The 17,124-nt window shown below is 74.7% G+C and carries 14 protein-coding genes and 1 riboswitch; of the genes, 6 read left to right on the plus strand and 8 right to left on the minus strand.

What is annotated here, in order from left to right; all coding sequences use genetic code 11:
* Positions 1-105: 105 nt before the first annotated feature.
* Complete coding sequence (locus E9565_RS02225; protein WP_236828873.1) at positions 106-867, plus strand: 1-acyl-sn-glycerol-3-phosphate acyltransferase; 762 nt, start codon at positions 106-108, stop codon at positions 865-867.
* On the opposite strand, the gene E9565_RS02230 is transcribed toward E9565_RS02225, so the two are convergent.
* From E9565_RS02230 to E9565_RS02240, 3 genes are read right to left on the minus strand one after another with little or no spacing between them, the layout of a single operon-like run.
* Complete coding sequence (locus E9565_RS02230; RefSeq protein ID WP_236833980.1) at positions 868-1,437, minus strand: TetR/AcrR family transcriptional regulator; 570 nt, start codon at positions 1,435-1,437, stop codon at positions 868-870.
* Positions 1,434-2,384, minus strand: a complete 951-nt coding sequence (locus tag E9565_RS02235) for an alpha/beta fold hydrolase (RefSeq protein ID WP_236833981.1) — start codon at positions 2,382-2,384, stop codon at positions 1,434-1,436. Before E9565_RS02235 ends, E9565_RS02230 begins: the two co-directional genes overlap by 4 nt.
* Positions 2,381-3,910, minus strand: a complete 1,530-nt coding sequence (locus tag E9565_RS02240) for an NAD(P)/FAD-dependent oxidoreductase (RefSeq protein ID WP_236833982.1) — start codon at positions 3,908-3,910, stop codon at positions 2,381-2,383. The genes E9565_RS02235 and E9565_RS02240 overlap by 4 nt, the downstream gene beginning before the upstream one ends.
* A gap of 102 nt (positions 3,911-4,012) precedes the next feature.
* Between E9565_RS02240 and E9565_RS02245 the strand changes: the two genes are divergently transcribed.
* Both E9565_RS02245 and E9565_RS02250 read left to right on the plus strand, forming a co-directional pair.
* Positions 4,013-4,921, plus strand: coding sequence for an SDR family oxidoreductase (locus tag E9565_RS02245; RefSeq protein ID WP_236833983.1), 909 nt, complete (start codon positions 4,013-4,015; stop codon positions 4,919-4,921).
* Positions 4,922-4,944: 23 nt separating this feature from the next.
* The gene (locus E9565_RS02250; protein ID WP_236833984.1) at positions 4,945-5,430 is read left to right on the plus strand and encodes a polyadenylate-specific 3'-exoribonuclease AS; all 486 of its coding nucleotides are present in this window, start codon (positions 4,945-4,947) and stop codon (positions 5,428-5,430) included.
* Between the two features lie 36 nt (positions 5,431-5,466).
* Here E9565_RS02250 and E9565_RS02255 read toward each other — a convergent pair whose 3' ends face one another.
* Positions 5,467-7,617, minus strand: a complete 2,151-nt coding sequence (locus E9565_RS02255) for a methyl-accepting chemotaxis protein (RefSeq protein ID WP_236833985.1) — start codon at positions 7,615-7,617, stop codon at positions 5,467-5,469.
* Positions 7,618-7,796: 179 nt separating this feature from the next.
* Between E9565_RS02255 and E9565_RS02260 the strand changes: the two genes are divergently transcribed.
* Genes E9565_RS02260 through E9565_RS02270 form a run of 3 tightly spaced genes read left to right on the plus strand, consistent with a single transcriptional unit; the run spans position 7,797 to position 11,226 of the window.
* The gene (locus tag E9565_RS02260) at positions 7,797-8,822 is read left to right on the plus strand and encodes a 6-phosphofructokinase (RefSeq protein ID WP_236826689.1); all 1,026 of its coding nucleotides are present in this window, start codon (positions 7,797-7,799) and stop codon (positions 8,820-8,822) included.
* A gap of 50 nt (positions 8,823-8,872) precedes the next feature.
* Positions 8,873-10,210 carry a class II 3-deoxy-7-phosphoheptulonate synthase gene (locus tag E9565_RS02265; protein ID WP_236826688.1) on the plus strand — a complete coding sequence of 446 codons (1,338 nt, stop codon included), beginning with the start codon at positions 8,873-8,875 and terminating at the stop codon, positions 10,208-10,210.
* Positions 10,207-11,226, plus strand: a complete 1,020-nt coding sequence (locus E9565_RS02270) for a low specificity L-threonine aldolase (RefSeq protein ID WP_236833986.1) — start codon at positions 10,207-10,209, stop codon at positions 11,224-11,226. Before E9565_RS02265 ends, E9565_RS02270 begins: the two co-directional genes overlap by 4 nt.
* 134 nt (positions 11,227-11,360) lie before the next feature.
* Here E9565_RS02270 and E9565_RS02275 read toward each other — a convergent pair whose 3' ends face one another.
* From E9565_RS02275 to E9565_RS02290, 4 genes are all read right to left on the minus strand, one after another.
* The gene (locus E9565_RS02275) at positions 11,361-12,257 is read right to left on the minus strand and encodes a deoxyribonuclease IV (RefSeq protein WP_236826686.1); all 897 of its coding nucleotides are present in this window, start codon (positions 12,255-12,257) and stop codon (positions 11,361-11,363) included.
* 4 nt (positions 12,258-12,261) lie between these two features.
* Positions 12,262-14,247: a Stk1 family PASTA domain-containing Ser/Thr kinase gene (gene pknB / locus E9565_RS02280; protein ID WP_236826685.1), complete on the minus strand. Its 1,986-nt coding sequence runs from the start codon at positions 14,245-14,247 to the stop codon at positions 12,262-12,264.
* Positions 14,248-14,403: 156 nt separating this feature from the next.
* Entirely contained in the window at positions 14,404-15,867 is a 1,464-nt protein-coding gene (locus E9565_RS02285) for a glycine hydroxymethyltransferase (protein ID WP_236826684.1), read from the minus strand.
* Between the two features lie 24 nt (positions 15,868-15,891).
* A riboswitch (ZMP/ZTP riboswitch) is annotated at positions 15,892-15,976 on the minus strand.
* A 4-nt stretch (positions 15,977-15,980) separates the two neighbouring features.
* Positions 15,981-17,117, minus strand: coding sequence for an alpha-hydroxy acid oxidase (locus E9565_RS02290; RefSeq protein ID WP_236826683.1), 1,137 nt, complete (start codon positions 17,115-17,117; stop codon positions 15,981-15,983).
* Positions 17,118-17,124 lie beyond the last annotated feature (7 nt).

The raw sequence follows: 17,124 nt of genomic DNA on the forward strand, positions 1-17,124 counted from the left end.
CCTCCTGGGCCTCCGGCGTCGCACCGGTGTCGGCTGGCTCACGGCGGGGCCCCGGATTGTGAGGGGTGCCCCAGGCTCCCTAGTCTGGCAGTCCCCGAGGGAGGCGTGTTGTTCTACTGGTTCCTCAAGTTCGTCGCCATCGGCCCGGTGGCGCGGCTGGTCTTCCGCCCGAAGGTCGAGGGCATCGAGAACGTGCCCGCGTCGGGCGCGGCCATCCTGGCGAGCAACCACCTGTCGGCGGCCGACTGGATCTTCATGCCGCTCCAGCTCAAGCGCCGGGTGACCTTCCTGGCCAAGGCGGAGTACTTCACCGGGACGGGCGTCAAGGGCTTCCTCCAGCGGGCGTTCTTCGCCGGGGCCGGGCAGGTGCCGATCGACCGCTCCAGCGCCTCGGCGGCCGAGGACGCGATCCGGACCGGGATCCGCATCCTGCGGGACGGCCAGCTCCTCGGGATCTACCCGGAGGGCACCCGCTCCCCGGACGGCCGGTTGTTCCGCGGCAAGATCGGCGTCGCCCGGATGGCGCTGGAGACCGGCGTCCCGGTGATCCCGGTCGCCATGGTCTACACCTCCCGCCGCCTGCCCTTCGGGCGCAGCCTGATGAAGGTGTGCGTCCGCGTCGGCGAGCCGCTGGACTTCAGCCGCTACGAGGGCCTGGCCGGTGACCGCTTCGTGGAGCGCTCGATCACCGACGAGATCATGTACGAGATCATGACCCTCTCCGGCCAGGAGTACGTCGACGTCTACGGCGCCACCGTGAAGAAGTCGATGGACGCGACCGGCGCCAGCGCCGACGACGTCGTCGCGACCCTCCAGCCGCCGGTCGCCGAGGCGGTCGAGCGCGCGCCGTCGACGCTCGCCGGCTAGCTAGCGCGGCAGCAGCCGGTCCAGGACGTCGCGGAGCAGCGCGAGCAGCTCCTCGCGGGGCATCGTCGGCTCCAGCACCCACTGCGCCACGAGATCCTCGGTGAAGGCGAAGAACGCGAGGACGAGCTGGCGGCGGCGGGCGTCGTCCGGCAGCCCCAGGGTGCGCAGCCCCACCTCGACGAGCCGGTCGCGGGTCTCCGCGTAGACCTCGGCGACCCAGGGGTCACCGCCCGCGGCGCCGCGGACGAAGGCCAGGTGGGTCTCCCGGAAGGTCTCCACCCAGCCGACGTAGCGGTCCAGCATGCCGTCGACGCCCGAGCCGTCCCCGGGGGTGCCCGGCCGGGGCAGCAGGTGGGCCCACAGCAGCTCCGCCGCCGCGCGGGTCACGGCCGCGTAGTAGTCCCGCTTGCTCGGGAAGTAGTGGAACAGCAGGCTGCGGCTGATGCCGGCCCGGCGGGCCACCTCGTCGATGGTGAGCTCCTGCACCGGGGTGGTGGGCAGCAGCTCGAGGCCGATCTGCACGAGCTGCGCCCGGCGGTCGTCCGCCGACCGGCGGGCGCGTCCGGTCACGCGGGGCCCTGCCCGCCGGCGGCGGCCACGAGGCGCAGCAGGCCGTCGGCGACGAGCCGGGGGCGCTCCTGGGGCAGCATGTGGCCGGTCCGCTCCACCCGGTGCAGCCGGGCCCCGGGCAGCGCCTCGGCGAGCTGCGCGCTGTGCCGCTCGGGGGTCAGCTTGTCGCTGTCGCCCACGAAGATCTCGACCGGGACGCGGGTGAGCGCGTCGAGCTGCGCCCGCTTGTCGTGGTCGCCGAGGGCGGGCAGGAACTCGACGAAGGACCGCACGGTCGACGCGTGCATGATCTCCGCCCCCTCCCGGACCATCTCGTCGGTGGCATCGGCGCCGTAGAGCAGGTCACGCACCATCTTCCGGTGCCGCGGGTGGTCCGGCGGCACGAGCGCGCGCAGCCGCTCCACCAGGGCCGCGCCGGCCAGCGCCGCGGTCAGCACGCCGGGGCGGATCCGGGCCATGCGGCCGCCGGCCGACCGGGGGTCGGAGGCGAGGTCGCCGGCCGACGTCGACACCAGCGCCGCGCCACGCACCCGGTCCCCGAAGAGCTCGGGCCGGGCCGCGGCCAGGCACATGATGGTCATGCCGCCCATGGAGTGACCGCCGAGGACGACGGGCCCGGTGGGCGCCAGCCGGTCGAGGACGTCGGCCAGGTCCTCGCCGAGCCGGTCGATGGAGACCGGGGCCTCCGGCCGGGGAGCGGGCCAGGCCGAGCGGCCGTGGCCGCGCTGGTCGTAGCGGACCAGGCGCAGGGCGCCGTCGGCGACCGGACCGGCCAGCAGGCCGGCGACGTCGTCCCAGGCGGCCTGCGACAGCGTCCAGCCGTGGGCGAGGACGACGGTCACCGGGGCCTCCTCGCCGCCCTCGGCGGTGGCGTGCAGCCGCGCGCCGTCGGAGGTGGCGACCGCCGCGGTGCGCCGGCGGACCGTCCGGGTGAGCGTGCCGGTCACGCCGCCTCCTCCGTGCGGACGGGCGCCCCGGCGGGGACGCCGACGTAGTTCTCGCGGTCCAGGCGCCGGGTGAGCCTGCGGAACCGGAAGGTGAAGTCCGGCCAGAGCGTGGTGTTGTGGCCGTGCTCGTCGAGGTACCAGCTCGCGCACCCGCCACCGAGCCAGACGGTGCCCTGCGACTTCCGGGCGATGAGGTCGCGGTAGGCCGCCTGCGCCTGCGGGGTGGTCTCCAGGACGGCGAGGCCCTCGGCCGCCATGGTGCGCAGCGCGTCGTCGACGTAGGCCACCTGCGACTCGATCATGTAGACCATCGAGGTGTGCCCGACGCCGACGTTCGGCCCGACCAGCAGGAACAGGTTGGGGAAGCCGGCGACGGTGGTGCTGCGGTTGCTCACCATGCCACCGGCCCACACCTCGGCCAGGGACCGGCCGTCACGGCCGTGGATGCGCTCCGCGATCGGCAGGTCGGTGACGTGGAAGCCGGTGGCGAGCACGAGGGTGTCGGTGGGCCGCTCGACGCCGTCCCGGGTGACGATCGAGCGCGGCCGGACCTCGGCGATGCCCGCGGTCACCAGTTCGGCGTTGGGGGCGCAGAGGGCGGGGTAGTAGTCGTTGCTGATCAGGATCCGCTTGCAGCCGATCGTGTAGTCCGGCGTCAGCGCCGCCCGGAGCCGGGGGTCGCGTACCTGGCGGTGGAGGTGGGCCCTCGCCAGCCGGCCGACGGGCCGGAGGAACGCCCGCCGCTTGGCCATGCCGATCACGAGGAACTCGCGCAGCGCGTAGAGCGCCCCGCGGACGGCGCGCTGCACCCCCGGCACCAGGCGGTACAGCCGGCGGGCCCACGGCTTCACCGGGTGGTCGGTGCGGGGGACCACCCAGGGCGGGGTGCGCTGGTAGACCGCGATGCTCTCCACCTGCGGCTGGATGGCCGGCACGATCTGGACGGCCGAGGCGCCGGTGCCGATGACGGCTACGTGCTCACCGCCCACGTCGTGCGAGGGGTCCCAGCGCGCCGAGTGCATGACGGTGCCCTCGAAGGTCTCCAGGCCCGGGATGTCCGGGTAGGTCGGATCGGCGAGCGCCCCCGCGGCGGAGACCAGCACCTGGGCCCGGAACTCGCCGGCCGTCGTCCGCACCTGCCAGCGGCGCGCCGCGTCGTCCCACCGGGCATCGGTCACCTCCGCCCCGAAGACGCAGTGCCGGCGCACGTCGAACCGGTCGGCGGTCGCCTGCAGGTAGGCCTGGATCTCCGGCTGCTCGGAGTAGGCGCGGGGCCAGTCCGGGTTGGGGGCGAAGGAGTAGGAGTACAGGTGCGACTGCACGTCGCACGCCGCGCCCGGATAGGTGTTGTCGCGCCAGGTGCCGCCGACGTCCCCGGCCCGCTCCAGGAGGACGAAGTCGGTCTCCCCGCGCTGCCGCAGCGTGATCCCCATGGCCAGGCCGGCGAAGCCGGACCCGATGACGGCCACCCGCACCTCGCGCGGGGCGGCGGAGGTGGTGGCGTGCGTCCGCGTCGTGCTGGTCACCTCGGTCGGCTCCTTCCCTCGGCTTGCTGAGCAACGATCAACAAGCTACAACATCTGTTGAGCAGTGCTCGATGGGAGCGCGACGAGCCGAGGAGCAACCCGATGGCGTCCCGACACCGCACCCCGCTGGCCGGGAGATCGGTCCTGATCACCGGCGCCGCCCGGGGCATCGGCGCCGCGCTGGCCCGGAAGGCGGCCGCGCGCGGGGCGCGGGTCACCCTCGTCGGACTGGAGCCCGACGAGCTGGCGCGGGTCGCCGGCGAGCTCGGCCCCGAGCACCTGTGGGTGGAGGCCGACGTGACCGACGCCGACGCGCTGGCCGCGGCGGTGCGGCGCACGGTGGACACGTTCGGCGGGCTGGACGTCGTCGTCGCCAACGCCGGCATCGCGCCGCTCACCACGGTGATGACGAGCTCGGCCCACGCGCTGGCCCGCACCATCGAGGTGAACCTGATCGGCACGATGCTGACCGCGCACGCCGCCCTGCCCGAGGTCGCGAAGCGCAGGGGGCACGTGCTGCTCGTCAGCTCCGCGGCGGCGTTCACCGTCCTCCCCGGCATGAGCGCCTACTGCGCGTCCAAGGCCGGCGTCGAGCGCTTCGGCGACGCGCTGCGGCTGGAGGTCGCGCACCGCGGCGTCACGGTGGCCAGCGCCCACCCCACGTGGATCGACACCGACCTGGTGCGCGACACCGAGGCCGCGCTGCCCACCTTCGCCGAGACCCGCCGGCAGCTGCCGGGGCCGCTGGGTGCGTACACGTCGGTCGAGGCCTGCGCCGAGGCGCTGGTGCAGAACCTGGAGACGCGCCGCCGGCGGGTGTTCGTCCCGCGCTCGGTGGGCACCGTCGCCGCCCTGCGCCAGCTGGTCACCGGCGTCCTCGCCGAGAAGGTGGCGACGGCGGTCGCGGCGAAGCGGGTGCCCCAGCTCGAGCGGGACATCGCGGCGCTGGGGGGCCGCGAGTTCGGCACCCACTCGCTCGGGGCGCAGCCCAGTAGCGGTCCGGCGGCCTGACCGGGCCGCCTACGGTGGGTGCCGTGCGGCGCTTCTTCTACGACACCGAGTTCATCGAGGACGGCACCACCATCGACCTCGTCTCCATCGGCGTCGTGGACGAGACCGGGCGGGAGTTCTACGCGGTGAGCACGGAGTTCGACCCCGACCGGGCCATCCCGTGGGTGCGCCGCAACGTCCTCGACCAGCTGCCCCCGCCGGCGGACCGGGCGTGGCGGAGCCGGGAGCGGATCCGGGATGACCTGCTCTCCTTCCTGACCGCGCCGGGGGAGGAGATCGAGCTCTGGGCGTGGTTCGCCGCCTACGACCACGTGGCGCTCTGCCAGCTGTGGGGTGCGATGCCGGCGCTCCCGCGGCCGATCCCGCGGTTCACCCGCGAGCTGCGCCAGCGCTGGGACGACTCCGGGCAGCCGCCGCTGCCGCCCAAGCCGCAGGGCACGCACGACGCGCTGGTCGACGCCCGCTACAACCTGGCCCGCTGGAACGCGATCGAGGCCGCCCGCGGGTGATCCCGCGGACGGCCCCGGCCGTCGATCCCTGCAGCCTCAGACGGTGAACACCGAGAGCAGCCGGTTGAGCTCCTTGGACAGCGCGTCGAGCTCCTGCGCCGACGTGCGGGCCCGGTCGACGTCGGACGCGCTGTCGTCGGCGTCCTGGCGCACCGAGGTCAGCGTCGTGGTGACGGCCCCGGCACCCTCCGCGGCGCTGGCGACGCTGCGGCTGAGCTCGCGGGTGGTCGCCGTCTGCTCCTCGACGGCGCTGGCGATCGTCGTCTGGTGGTCGTTGATCGCCCGGACCACCTCGGCGATGCGGGCGATCGACCGCACCGCGTCGGTGGTCTCGGACTGGATGCCCTGGACCCGCTGGGCGATCTCCTCGCTGGCCTTGGCCGCCTCCTGGGCGAGCTCCTTGACCTCGTTGGCGACGACGGCGAAGCCCTTGCCCGCGTCGCCGGCGCGGGCCGCCTCGATGGTGGCGTTGAGCGCCAGCAGGTTCGTCTGCTCGGCGACCCCCGAGATGACCTTGACGACGTCGCCGATCTCCGCGGAGCTGGCCCCGAGCGCGGCGATCGTGGTCTCGGTCTGCTCGGCGAGCGAGGCGGCCTGGCGCCCGACCTCCGCGGCCTCGGCGGCGCTGCGGGCGATCTCGGTGATCGAGGCGCCCATCTCCTCCGCGCCGGCGGCGGCCGACGAGACGCTGCTGCTGATCTCCGACGCCGCGCCGTGCGCCCCCTGCGCCTGGTCGCGGCTGCGGGAGGCCCGCTGCGCGAGCCCGTCGGCCACGGCGGAGACCCCGGCCGCGGAGGAGGCGACCTCCCGGGCGCAGCGGTGGATGTCCCGCACGGTGCCGGCGACCTTTTCGACGAAGCGGTTGAAGGCGCCGGAGAGCTGCCCCACCTCGTCGTCGCGGGAGTCGTCCATCCGCTGGGTCAGGTCGCCCTCGCCGTCGGCGATCTCGGCCATGCGGTCGCGCAGGCGGGTCAGCGGACGGGTGAGCCGGCGGCCGACCCACAGCGCGATCAGCCCGCCCACGACGGCGATGAGCAGCGCCGCGAGCACCATCGCCCAGACCATCGAGGTGCGGCCCTCGGCCAGCGCGTCCGTGGCACCGGCGAAGTCGGCGTCGCGGGTGACGGCGGTGATCACCCAGTCCCACGGCGCGTAGTAGGAGACGCGGGCCGTCATGGGGCCCTCCTCGGGGTCGACGTAGCGCACCGTCGCCTGCTCGCCCTCCTCGAGCGGCAGGGCGGCGTCGACGATCTGCCGCACGTAGGGCGCGCCCTCGGCGTCGGCCGCGTCGATCAGCTGCTCGCCGTCCCGCGCACCGCCGGGGCTGACCAGGACGCTGCCGGCCCGGTCCCCGGTGCCGCCGAAGACCTCGATGTGACCGTGCTCGCCGATGGTGGTCGACTCCAGGCCCTGGCGGAGGGAGGGCAGGTTGGTCTGCTTCACCCCGACGTAGAGGACGCCGACGACGTCGCCGGTGGGGCCCAGGATCGGCTCGTAGGCCGACACCAGCCACGAGTCGACGACGAACGCGTTGCCGCGGTAGGTCTGCCCGCTGCTGACGGCGGCGGCGACCGGGTTGGGCGTGCCGTCGGGGTTGACGGCGGGGATGTAGGTGCCGATCGCGCGCGAGCCGGACGCGGCCTGCACGTTCGTCGCGACCCGCAGGAAGTCGCCCTCGGGCGTCTTCTGGAACAGCGTCACGGTGGCGCCGACCATCGCCATGACGTCGTCGACGACCGGCGTCCGGACCGCCATGTCGGTGTTCTGGCCCAGCCACTCGCCCCCGACCAGGACGCGCGGCAGGGTGAGCCGCGTGACCTCGCCGTCCATCTGGTTCCTGGCGTCCCAGGTCACGAGGTTGCGGCCGGAGGCGTCGATGGCGAAGCCCCCGGACTGCTGCAGCACGTACCGCGCCGCGTTGAGGTCGTGGTCGACCTTCACGGCCGTCGACGCGCCCTGGGTGGCGACCAGGTCGTAGGCGCCCCGGGCGGCGCGGCTGATGTTCTCCTCGACGAGGGCGTCCATGTCCCGGGCGGCGTCATCGGCGAACCGGCTGCTCTGCCACGCGCTGACACCGCCCATGGCCACGCCGGTCACGGCGATGCTGGCGACGGCCAGCGCCACCACCTTCGTGCGGATGCCCGTGTTCGAGGGAACCGCCCAGGAGAGCAGGTTCGTCCAGCGCATGTTCGGCCTTCCGGGTCGGGGGCGGCACTCCGTCCGCCGTCCCGGTCCCCATCGGCAGTCCGCGGTCGATCCGGTACCGATCCGGGCAGGCGTGCGAGCGGCGTCGCAGAACCCCTCCCGGAGCCCCGGCCTGCGGCATCATGGCGCGGCCAGGAACAGAGCTGGAGCTGGAGGCGTCCATGCGCATCGGCATCCTCACGGGGGGCGGCGACTGCCCCGGCCTCAACGCGGTCATCCGCGCGGTCGTGCGCAAGGGCGTCGGGCACGACGGCGACGAGGTGATCGGCTTCCGCGACGGCTGGCGGGGGGTGCTGGACGGCGACGCCGTGCCGCTGGACCTGGCGGCGGTGCGCGGCATCCTGCCCCGCGGGGGCACCGTGCTCGGCACCTCGCGCACCAACCCCTACGCGCGCGAGGACGGCCCCGACCGGGTGCTGGCCTGCCTCGACCGGTGGGGCATCGACGCGCTGGTGCCCATCGGCGGGGAGGACACCCTCGGCGTCGCCACCCGGCTGGCCGACCGCGGGGTGCGCGTGGTCGGGGTGCCCAAGACCATCGACAACGACCTGGACGCCACCGACTACACCTTCGGGTTCGACACCGCGGTGGGCGTGGCGATGGAGGCGATCGACCGGCTGCACACCACCGGGGACAGCCACCACCGCACGCTGGTCGTCGAGGTCATGGGCCGCCACGCCGGGTGGATCGCGCTGCACGCGGGCATGGCCGGCGGGGCGAACGTCATCCTCATCCCCGAGCACCCGTTCGACGTCGACGCCGTCGTCGCGCACGTGCAGCACCGCTTCGACACCGGCTTCTCGCCGATCGTCGTCGTCTCGGAGGGCGCCCAGGCGAGGGACGGCGCGCTCCCCGTGGCGGCCGGGCAGGCGGACGCCTTCGGGCACGTCCGGCTCGGCGGCATCGGCCCGGCGCTGGCCGCGCTGATCGAGGAGCGGACCGGCCGGGAGTCGCGGGCCGTCGTCCTGGGCCACCTGCAGCGCGGGGGCACGCCCTCGCCCTTCGACCGGGTGCTGGCCACCCGGTTCGGGCTGGCCGCGGTGGAGGCGGTGCACGACGGGGAGACCGGCGTGATGGTCGCCCTGCGCGGCACCGACATCGTGCGGGTCCCGCTGGCCACCGCCACCGCCCGGCTCAAGCTCGTGCCGGCCGAGCGCTACGCCGAGGCAGAGGTCTTCTTCGGCTGAGGCAGGCCGCCGCCCCTGGGCCGGTGGGAGCGCGCCGTACGCTGGCCCCCGTGAGCCTCCCCGAACCTGCCGAGCTGGTCCCCGGTCTGGACCGGTGGCGGGAGCTGCCCGCCGCCCAGCAGCCGAGGTGGCCCGACCGGGTCGCCCTGGACGCGGTGCTGGAGACCCTGTCCACCGTGCCACCCATCGTCGCCCCCAGCGAAGTCGACACGCTGCGCGCGCAGCTGGCCGACGTCGCCCAGGGCAAGGCCTTCCTGCTGCAGGGCGGTGACTGCGCCGAGACGTTCGACCTGAACACCGAGCCGCACCTGCAGGCGACCACCCGCACGCTGCTGCAGATGGCCGTCGTCCTCACCTACGGCGCGAGCGTGCCCGTGGTGAAGGTCGGCCGCGTCGCCGGCCAGTACGCCAAGCCGCGCTCCTCGGACACCGACGCCCTGGGCCTGCCGTCCTACCGCGGCGACATGGTCAACTCCCTGGAGCCGGTGCGGGAGTCGCGGATCCCCGACCCCAACCGGCTGGTGCGGGCGTACGCGAACTCCGCGGCCGCCATGAACATGATCCGTGCCTACGCCCGCGGGGGCCTGGCCGACCTGCACGCCGTCCACGACTGGAACCGCGACTTCGTCGCCAACTCCCCGGCCGGGGTGCGGTACGAGGTCATCGCCCGGGAGATCGACCGCGCGCTGGCGTTCATGCGCGCCTGCGGCATCGACTCCGACGCCCTCCGCGGGGTGGAGCTGTACAACTCGCACGAGGCGCTGATCCTCGACTACGAGCGGGCGCTGCTGCGCATGCACGAGGGCCGCCCGTACGCGCTCTCCGCCCACTTCGTGTGGGTGGGGGAGCGCACCCGCCAGATGGACGGCGCGCACATCGAGTTCGCCTCGAAGCTGGCCAACCCGGTCGGCGTGAAGATCGGCCCGACGACGACGCCGGAGCAGGCCACCGAGCTCGTCGAGCGCCTCGACCCGGACGGCGTCCCCGGCAAGCTGACGCTGATCAGCCGCATGGGCAACGGGAAGATCCGGGACGTCCTGCCCGGCATCGTGGAGAAGGTCACCGCCAGCGGCCACCAGGTCGTGTGGCAGTGCGACCCGATGCACGGCAACACCCACGAGTCCCCGACCGGCTACAAGACCCGCCACTTCGACCGGGTCGTCGACGAGGTGCTCGGCTTCTTCGACGTGCACCGGGCGCTGGGCACCTGGCCGGGCGGCATCCACGTGGAGCTGACCGGTGAGGACGTCACCGAGTGCCTCGGCGGCGCGATGGAGATCAGCGACGAGGACCTCAACAGCCGGTACGAGACCGCCTGCGACCCCCGGCTGAACACCGGCCAGTCGCTGGAGCTGGCGTTCCTGGTCGCGGAGATGCTGCGGGGATGACCGACGCTGCCGAGCTCGTCGACCTGCGGTCGGACACCGTCACCCGGCCCACCGCCGGCATGCGCCGGGCCATGGCCGAGGCGGAGGTGGGCGACGACGTCTACGTCGAGGACCCCACCGTCACCGCCCTCGAGGAGCGGACCGCGGAGCTGTTCGGCCACGAGGCGGCGATGTTCGTGCCGAGCGGGACCATGGGCAACCAGATCGGCATGCGCCTGGTCTGCGAGCCGGGGCAGGAGGTGCTCTGCGACGCCGATGCGCACGTCGTCACCTACGAGATGGGCGCCGCGGCGGCGGTCTTCGGCATCTCCACGCGCACCGTGGTGTCCGCCGGCGGCCGGCTGGACGCCGCGCAGCTGATCGAGCAAGTGCGGCCCAGGGACAACTGGCACCTGACGGCGACCGCCGCGGTCGCGGTGGAGAACTCGCACAACCGCGGCGGTGGCCTGGTGCAGCCGCTGGAGGAGCTCCAGGCGCTGTGGGACTGGTCGCGGGGCGCCGACGTCGCCGTGCACCTCGACGGCGCCCGGATCTGGAACGCGCACGCCGCCTCGGGTGTGCCGCTGTCCACCTACGGCCGGCTCGCCGACACCGCGTCGGTCTGCTTCTCCAAGGGGCTCGGCGCGCCCGTCGGCTCGGTGCTGGTGGCGTCGGCGGAGCGGATCGCGGCCGCCCGGCTCTGGCGCAAGCGGCTCGGTGGCGGCATGCGCCAGGTCGGCGTGCTGGCGGCCGCCTGCCTGTACGCCCTCGACCACCACCTCCCGCGTCTGGGCGAGGACCACGAGCACGCCCGCCTGCTGGCCAAGCGGCTGGGGGTGGACCCGGCGGCGGTCGAGACCAACATGGTGGTGCTCGACGGCGTCGAGGCGCCGATGGTGGCCGAGGCCGCGAAGGCGCGGGGCGTGCTGGTCAGCCAGGTCAGCGCCTCCCGGATCCGGCTGGTCACGCACCTCGACGTCGACCGGGCTGCCGTCGAGCGCGCCGCTGACGTCCTCACGGAGCTCCTCGACCGCTGACGTCGCCGCCGCCCCGCCCGGGCCGACCCGCTCGGGGAAGGGGTGAGCCGCGTGCGCACGCGGCTCGACGCGACCACCCCCGGCTCGACCCGCCGCGGGAGGCGGCGGTCAGGAGGCGCCGCGGGAGGCGGCGGTCAGTCGCCGATGAGGGAGTTGAGCAGCTTGATGTCGGCCGCGTGCCCGCCGCAGGGGTCGCCGTCGCGCACGCTCGGTGTCTCGACGACCATCGGCACCCCGGCGGTCGTGCGGTGCCGCACCAGCTCGGCGAACGGGCCGGTGCCGTACGCGCCGGAGCCGATCAGCCCCTCGCCGATCGTGGTGTGCCGGTCGCGCTTGGAGCCGCACTCGTCCAGCGAGTCGTTCACGTGCACCAGGCCCAGCCGGCCGGGGCCGACGGTGGCCTCGAGCGCGTCGAGGGTCGCCGACATCCCACCGGGGACGGCGAGGTCGTGCCCGGCGGCCCAGGCGTGGCAGGTGTCGAAGCAGACGCCGAGCAGCGGGTGGTGCTCCAGCGCGGCGAAGTACGGCCCCAGGTCCTCGACCGTGGCCGCCAGCGCCTTGCCGCCGCCGGCGGTGGGCTCGACCAGCAGCCGCGGCCCGTCCGGGTCGGCGGCCTCCAGCACCGGCAGCAGCTGCTCGTGCAGCTGGCGCAGCGCGGGCTCGTAGCGGTCCTCGCCCACCGCGGAGCCGGCGTGCACGACCACGCCCTGGCAGCCCAGCTGCGCGCCGCGCCGCAGGTTGTGCGCGATCGAGGCGATCGACTGCGCCACGGTCGCCTCGGTGGGGGAGCCGACGTTGACCAGGAACGGGGTGTGGATGAACGACGGCACCCCGCGCTCGGCGCACCCGGCGGTGAACAGCGCGTCCTGCTGCGGGTCCCCGTCGGTGAGCCGCCAGCCGCGCGGGTTGCCGACGAACACCTGCACCGCACGGGCGCCGACGGCGTCGGTGTAGGGCAGGCCGCCCTTGGCCAGGCCGCCCTTGATCTGGATGTGCGCGCCGATCGGCGGCACGGGGGAGGGGTCGGGCACGGGCCTATCCGAAGCTGAGCAGGATGGTGACGGAGGTGCCGCGCTCGACGGTCTCCCCGGCCGCGGGGCTCTGCCGCAGCACCCGGTTGCCGAAGAAGCGGGTGGCCTCCACCTCGAGGCCCGCCTGCTCGAGGATCGACGCGGCCTCGTCGCCGCTGCGGCCGACGACGTCGGGCACGGTGACCAGCGGGACGCCGGCGGAGACCTGGATGCGCACGGTGCTGCCGTAGGGGACCGGCCCGGCCGCGGGGCCGGGCTCGACGGCCATGACCTCGCCCTGGTCGACCTGGTCGCTGCGGCCGTCCTCGATGCGCTCGACGACGAAGCCCAGCGCCTCCAGGTTCGACGTCGCCTGCTCCGGGGTCTGCCCGGTCACGTCCGGGACGGAGACCGGCGCCCGGCCCTGGCTGATCACCACGGTCACGACCTGGTCGCGCTTGAGCGCGGTCCCGGCGGGCGGGTCGAAGCGGACGACGTGGCCCGGGGGCACGGCGTCGTCGTAGTCCTGGCCCCGGGTGATCTGGATCGGCAGGTCGGCCTGCAGGCGCGCCTCGACGTCGTCGACCGGCAGGCCGACGAGCTCCGGCGGCACGGTGTAGCGCTCCAGCCCCTTGGAGACGACGACGCGCACGTCGGTGCCGCGGATGACCTCGCCCGAGGCCGGGTCCGTGGAGATGACGACGCCCTCGGGCACCTCCTCGCTCCACTCCCGGACGACCGGGTCGGGATCCAGACCGGCGTCCTGCAGCAGGTCGATGGCCGCGGCCTCCTGCTTGCCGGTCAGCTCGGGGACGTCGGTCCACCTACCCGAGCCCAGCCACCAGCCGACGGCGCCCACCGTCACGGCCATCAGCAGGACGATCGCGATGAGCAGCCGGGCGCGGCGGCGGCGGACGTGGTCGGGGACGCCGGGGCGTGGCCGGCCGGGGGCGGGCCGGCGTCCGTGCACGTCGGTGGTGGGCCCGGCCCCCATCCCCGGCAGCATGCTGGTGCGCCCGGCGCGGTCGGTGCGGTCGCCGAGCACCGCGGTACCGGGGTTGCTCGGGTGGCCGGGGCGGGGCCGGGTCGGCCGGTTGGTGGGCCGCAGCGTGCCGGGGCCACCGGTGCTCTGCCCGGTCGGCACGGGCACCGGCTCGATGCCGAGGTCGGTGCGCACGTCGGTCAGCTCGGCGAGGAACGCCCCGGCGTCCAGGGGCCGGCCGGCGGGGTCGCGCCGCGTGGTGCGGGCGACCAGCTCGTCGACCTGCCACGGCAGGCCGGGCACCTCGGCCGACGGCGCGGGCACGTCGTGGTGCACGTGCTGGTAGGCGACCGCCAGCGGGGTGTCGCCACCGAACGGCGGGTGCCCGGTGAGCATCTCGTAGAGCACGATCCCGGCGGCGTAGATGTCGCTGCGGGCGTCGGCGCGGCCGCGCTCGAGCTGCTCGGGGGAGAGGTAGGCGACGGTGCCGATGAGCACCCCGCCGGTCTGGCTGGTCTGCCCGGTGCCGACGACGGCGCGGGCCAGGCCGAAGTCGGCGACCTTGACCACGCCGTCGACGCCGATCAGCACGTTCTCCGGCTTGATGTCGCGGTGCACGATGCCGGCGCGGTGCGCGGCGGTGAGGCCGGCGAGCACCGGCTCCAGGACGGCGAACGCCTCGCCGACGGTGAGCCGGCCGCGGGCGCTGAGCAGGTCGCGCAGCGTGCGGCCGCGCACCAGCTCCATGACGAGGAAGACCAGGCCCTGGTCGCTGCCCTGGTCGCTCACGCCCACGACGTTGGGGTGGCTGAGCATCGCGGCCGCCCGCGCCTCGCGGGTGAACCGGTCGACGAAGGTGGGGTCGTGCGCCAGGTGCTCGGCCATCACCTTGACGGCGACGGTCTTGTGCAGGCGGAGGTCGGTGGCCGCGTAGACCGTGGACATGCCGCCCCGCGCCACCCGCTCCTCGAGGCGGTAGCGCCCCTCGAGAACGAGGCCGACCACGGGGTCGGTCACGGCGGTGTCCACACGGCCGAGTGTATGAGTGACGGGGGCGCTGGTCGCTCCGCGACGCGGCGACGGGGGTCACCGGGGCGCCTGTGACGCATGCAGTCCCCCACGTCGAGGAGCCCGTCCCGCTCACCGCACGCGGGGGCGGCGAGGAGGGACGGGGTCATCCGGGCGTCAGGCCAGGTCGAGGCCCGGGTACAGCGGGTGCGCCGCCAGCAGTTCGGCGGCCGCCGCGCGGGTGCGGTCGGCGACGCCGTCGGCGACCACGTACTTCGCCTGCGACGCGCGCCCGTCGCGCGTGGCGGTCGGGGTGGTGGCGGAGAGCACGTCGACGATCAGCTCCGCCGTCCGGTCGAACTCCCCGGGGCCGAAGCCGCGGCTGGTGAGCGCCGGGGTGCCCAGCCGGATGCCGGAGGTGTACCAGGCGCCGTTGGGGTCGGCCGGGACCGCGTTGCGGTTGGTGACGATGCCGGCGTCGAGCAGCGCGGACTCCGCCTGGCGGCCGGTGAGCCCGAACCCGGTGACGTCGACGAGCACCAGGTGGTTGTCGGTGCCGCCGGTGACCAGCCGGGCGCCGCGCTTCGTCAGCCCCTCGGCCAGGACCTGCGCGTTGTCGGCCACCGCCCGGGCGTAGCCGGCGAACTCGGGACGGCGGGCCTCGGCGAACGCCACCGCCTTGGCGGCCATGACGTGGGGGAGCGGGCCGCCGAGCACCATCGGGCACCCGCGGTCGACTGCGTCGGCGAACTCCGGCTGGGCCAGCACGAACCCGCCGCGCGGGCCGCGCAGGGACTTGTGGCTGGTGCTGGTGACGATGTGCGCGTGCGGCACCGGGTCGAAGTCGCCGGTGAGCACCTTGCCGGCCACCAGCCCGGCGAAGTGGGCCATGTCGACCACCAGCGTGGCGCCGACCTCGTCGGCGATCTCGCGCATCGCCGCGAAGTCCACCCGCCGCGGGTAGGCCGAGTAGCCCGCCACGATGATCAGCGGCCGGAACTCGCGGGCCCGGGCGCGGACGGCGGCGTAGTCGAGCAGCCCGGTGGCGGGGTCGGTGCCGTAGGAGGACTGCTCGAACATCTTGCCGCTGATGTTCGGGCGGAAGCCGTGCGTGAGGTGGCCGCCGGCGTCCAGCGACATGCCGAGCATCCGCTGGTCGCCCAGGGCGCGGCGCAGCGTCGCCCAGTCGGCGTCGGTGAGGTCGTTGACGTGGCGGGCGCCGGCCTGCTGGAGCGCGGGCAGCTCCACCCGCTGGGCGAGCACCGCCCAGAAGGCGACCAGGTTCGCGTCGATGCCCGAGTGCGGCTGGACGTAGGCGTACGGGGCCCCGAACAGCTCCCGGGCGTGCTCCGCGGCGAGCGCCTCGACGGTGTCGACGTTCTGGCACCCGGCGTAGAAGCGGTGCCCGGCCGTGCCCTCGGCGTACTTGTCGCTGAACCAGTTGCCCATGGTCAGCAGCACGGCGGGACTGGCGTAGTTCTCGCTCGCGATCAGCTTCAGCGAGCCGCGCTGGTCGGTGAGCTCCTGGCTGATCGCGTCGGCGACGCGGGGCTCGACGGCCCCGATGACCTCCAGGGCGCTGCGGTAGGCGGCCGAGGCGGCGACGCCGTCGAAGGTGTGGGTGGTGCGGGCTGCGGTCACGGGTGCCTCCTGCGCTGAACGACGGTGAGGTGCCCAGGCGCACGGCGACGGTGGTGCGGACCGCTCCCCGGTGGTGGCCCACCTCGACGCGCCAGTCACGGCCCTCGGAGAGGTTAGCGCGCCGCCACCACGGTGTCGGCGGGCACCGACCGGACGTCGTCGAGACCGCAGAGCACCATCGTGTGCTCGAGCTCGTCGGCCAGCCCGGAGAGCACCCGGGCCACGCCCGCCTGGCCGCCGGTGGCCAGCCCCCAGACGATCGGCCGGCCGAGGAAGACCGCCGAGGCCCCGAGGGCGAGCGCGGTCAGCACGTCGGAGCCGGAGCGGACACCGCCGTCGGCGTACACCTCCACGTCGTCGCCCACCGCCTCGACGATCTCCGGGAGCGCCTGCGCGCTGCTGATCGCCGGGTCCACCTGCCGGCCCCCGTGGGTGGTGACCCACACGGCGGCGGCGCCGGCCTGCACGCAGCGGATGGCGTCGTCGCCCCGGAGCACCCCCTTGACCACCACCGGCAGCCCGGACAGCTCGCCGAACCGGGCGATCTCGTCGAAGGTCCAGGTGCCGGTGGCCAGGCCGTCCAGCGTCGGCTCCTCGCCCTCCGGCGGCCGGTTGGCCATCCGGACGCCGGCGCGGTGCACGAAGTCGTGCCGCAGGTCGCGGCGGCGCCTGCCCAGCAGCGGCACGTCGACGGTGAGCACCAGCGCCCGGTAGCCGGCGTCCCCGGCGCGGCGGGCGAGGTCGTCGGTGTGCCGCTCGGAGTGCAGCCGGTAGAGCTGGAACCACTTCGGGCTCGCGGGCGCGACGGCGGCGACCTCCTCCAGGCTGTGGTTGGCGCTGGTGGACACGGTCATCAGCGCGCCGGTCGCGGCGGCGGCCCGGGCGGTGGCGAGCTCGCCGTCGGGGTGCGCCATGGCCTGGTAGGCCCACGGGGCGATGCCGATCGGGGTGCGCACCGGGCTGCCGAGCAGCTCGGTGCCGAGCGCGGCGGTGGTGGTGCCGCGCAGCACCCGCGGCCGCAGCCGCCAGGCCCGCCAGGCGGCCGTGGCCTCCCGCACCGTCGTCTCGGTCTCGGCGCCGCCGGCGTAGTAGTCGTACACCGGCGCGGACAGCAGCTGCCGGGACCGGGACTCCAGCTCCTCGAAGTCGACGAAGGGCGGTTCGGCGCCCGGCTCCTCCGCGGCCTCGGCCGCCCCGTCCCACCCGCTGGTCCCCGGTACCGGGCTGCTCGCTGGTCCACCGCTCGCCATAGGCTGA

This window comes from Blastococcus sp. KM273129 (assembly GCF_021698995.1).
Lineage (GTDB): Bacteria > Actinomycetota > Actinomycetes > Mycobacteriales > Geodermatophilaceae > Blastococcus.